Origin of the sequence: Kitasatospora sp. NPDC017646 (assembly GCF_044329365.1) — a bacterium.
GTDB lineage: Bacteria > Actinomycetota > Actinomycetes > Streptomycetales > Streptomycetaceae > Kitasatospora.
On sequence record NZ_JBIRJC010000123.1, the window covers coordinates 1 to 2519 of the forward strand.

Annotated in this window: 2 protein-coding genes and 1 pseudogene; 2 read left to right on the forward strand and 1 reads right to left on the reverse strand. The window is 69.7% G+C overall.

Annotated elements, in window-relative coordinates:
* Positions 1–94: pseudogene (locus ACH4J0_RS43030) on the forward strand (DDE endonuclease); the annotation flags it as partial.
* 115 nt (positions 95–209) lie between these two features.
* Positions 210–1307, forward strand: a complete 1098-nt coding sequence (locus ACH4J0_RS43035) for an integrase core domain-containing protein (RefSeq protein WP_396246638.1) — start codon at positions 210–212, stop codon at positions 1305–1307.
* A gap of 249 nt (positions 1308–1556) precedes the next feature.
* Here the strand turns inward: ACH4J0_RS43035 and ACH4J0_RS43040 are convergent, their stop codons facing one another.
* Positions 1557–2432, reverse strand: a complete 876-nt coding sequence (locus ACH4J0_RS43040) for an aminoglycoside phosphotransferase family protein (protein ID WP_396246639.1) — start codon at positions 2430–2432, stop codon at positions 1557–1559.
* Positions 2433–2519 lie beyond the last annotated feature (87 nt).

The window sequence follows — 2519 nt, forward strand, 5'->3', positions numbered from 1 at the left end:
CATCCAGCTCGGCGGCCCCATCGTCCTGGTCTGGGACAACCTGAACGTCCACCTGTCCGCCGGCATGAAGCGGTACGCGGCCGAGCACGACTGGCCCCTGCCGAGAACCTCATCCGGCCTGGTGGGAGGCAGGGTGTACGAGTGCCGGCCTCGTCGGTCGGGTGGGTGCTCTGGCAGAGCCGACGAGCTCCGCGGCAGGATGATCGACCGTGCTGCTACGACTGGCGTACCTGGGTGTGACGAACGCGTTCGCGATGTTGCGGCTGCTGCCGATGAGCGACCGCGAGAAGGACGTGGAGATTCTGGCCCTGCGTCATCAGATCACCGTGCTGGAGCGGCAGCTGAGCGGACGGCGGGTCCGCTTCGAAGCGAGCGACCGGGCGTTCTTGGCCGCACTGCTGCAGGTGCTGCCGATGCAGGTGCTGCGTCGGGTGCGGTTGCCGGTGCGGCCGGAGACCGTGCTGCGCTGGCACCGCGACCTGGCCGCCTGCCGCCATGCCGCCCGGTCCCGTCCGAAGCGCCCAGGCCGCCCGCGCACCGTGCGCTCCATCCGCGCCCTGGTGCTGCGCCTGGCCGCGGAGAATCCGGGGTGGGGGTACCGGCGCCTGCACGGTGAGCTGCTCGTTCTCGGCGTCAAGGTGGCCGCGTCCACGGTGTGGGAGATCCTGAGGGAGGCCGGGATCCCACCGGCACCCGAGCGGACCTCCAGCACCTGGGCCAACTTCCTGCGCTCCCAAGCGGACGCACTCCTCGCCTGCGACTTCTTCGAAACGGTCACCCTGTCCGGGGCCCGGCTGTACGTGCTCGCGGTCATCGAGCACGCCAGCCGCCGGGTCCGGATCCTGGGCGCGACCGCGCATCCGACCGCGTCCTGGGTGACGCAGGCGGCGAAGAACCTCGTCATGGACCTCGAGGACGCCGGCTCCCGGGCGCGGTTCCTGATCCGGGACCGGGACGGGAAGTTCCCCGAACTGTTCGATGCCGTCCTGCAGGACGCGGGCATCGAGGTCGTGCTCAGCGGCATCCGTATGCCGCGGATGAACTCCCTCATGGAGCGATGGATACAGACCTGCCGCCGAGAGCTACTGGACCGCACTCTGATCTGGAACGAGCGGCATCTACTCCACGCCCTGCGCGAGTTCGAGAAGTTCTACAACGAGCACCGGCCGCACCAGGGCATCGCGAACGCCCGGCCCCTCTGCGCCCTTCCCGAGCCGATCGACAACCCGGAGCGAATCGCCCGCCTCGACATACGCCGAACCGACCGACTCGGCGGCCTCCTCCACGAATACCGACATGCAGCCTGATCAGCCTGGATGAGGTTTCCGGCAAGGGCAGGCGTGCTGTGGCCGTGACGGGCAGGCACCTCACGCGTGTCATCAAGTGGCGCCTGGTCGCGTGGCCGCCGTTCTCGCCACCGGCCTGGTCGCCGTCGTGCTGCGCTCTGGCTGGGTTCCGCCGGCCGTGGTGTGGGCCGCTGCCCCGGCCGTCCGGTCGCTTGGGTCGCTTGGGCGTAATCGCGTGGACCCGGTGGGTCCACGCGCCCCTACGTCTCCTCAGCCTCGATCAGTGAGGATCCCTGAGAGCACGCGTCGCGCGTCACGGGCGTCGGCGCCGTCCTCGCCCAGGCTGTCGGCGCACGAGACGAGCGTCTTCCACAGCGCCCAGCCGCGTCCGCGCGCCCAGGTCGCATCGTCGACGCGCAGCCGTTTCCGGAACACGTCGCGGCCGTCGGCCGAGAGCAGGGTCCACGCGATCGCGAGGTCGCAAGCGGGGTCCCCCACGCCACACGTACCGAAGTCGATGACGGCGGCGAGCTGTCCGTCCTCCAGGAGCAGGTTCCCCTTGGCAAGGTCGCCGTGGAACCAGACGTCGGTCCCGTCCCACTGCGCCTCGAGCGCCTGAGTCCACAACTCATATGCCGGCGCGACGTCGATGTGGCCGCGCAGCTCGTCGAGCGCACCGAGCGCCTGCGCCTCGTAGGTGCGCAGCGTCGCTCCACGGAACCAGTTGTGCTTGCCGGGCTGCGGCCCTTGCGAGGCGTCGATGCTCTGCAGCGCGGCGACGAAGTCGGCCAGGCCCTCGGCGAAGCGGATCGGATCGACGACCGCCTCGAACGTCGCGGGCGTGCCGTCGATCCACCCGTAGACCGACCACGGGAACGGGTAGGCCGCACCAGGACTCCCCTTCGCCAGCGGCACCGGGATCGGCAGCGGGAGAGCGCGTGCCAGCTCGGGCAGCCAACGGTGCTCCTTCTCCACCGCCAAGGCGTACTCCTGCGCGCTGGGCAGGCGGAGCAACATGCTGTCGCCCAAGCGGAAGGTCCGGTTGTCCCAGCCGCCGTTCTCCACAGCCGTCACCGGTAGCGCGGCCCACTGCGGGAACTGTTCGGCCACGAGCCGCCCTGCCTGTTCGGCATTGACGGTGTGAATCGCTGCGGGTTTGACCGAGACTCCTTCTCTTGGAAGGATCGAGTCCGTTATGAGGAAGCCATACCCCAGTGAGGTCCGGGAGCGGGC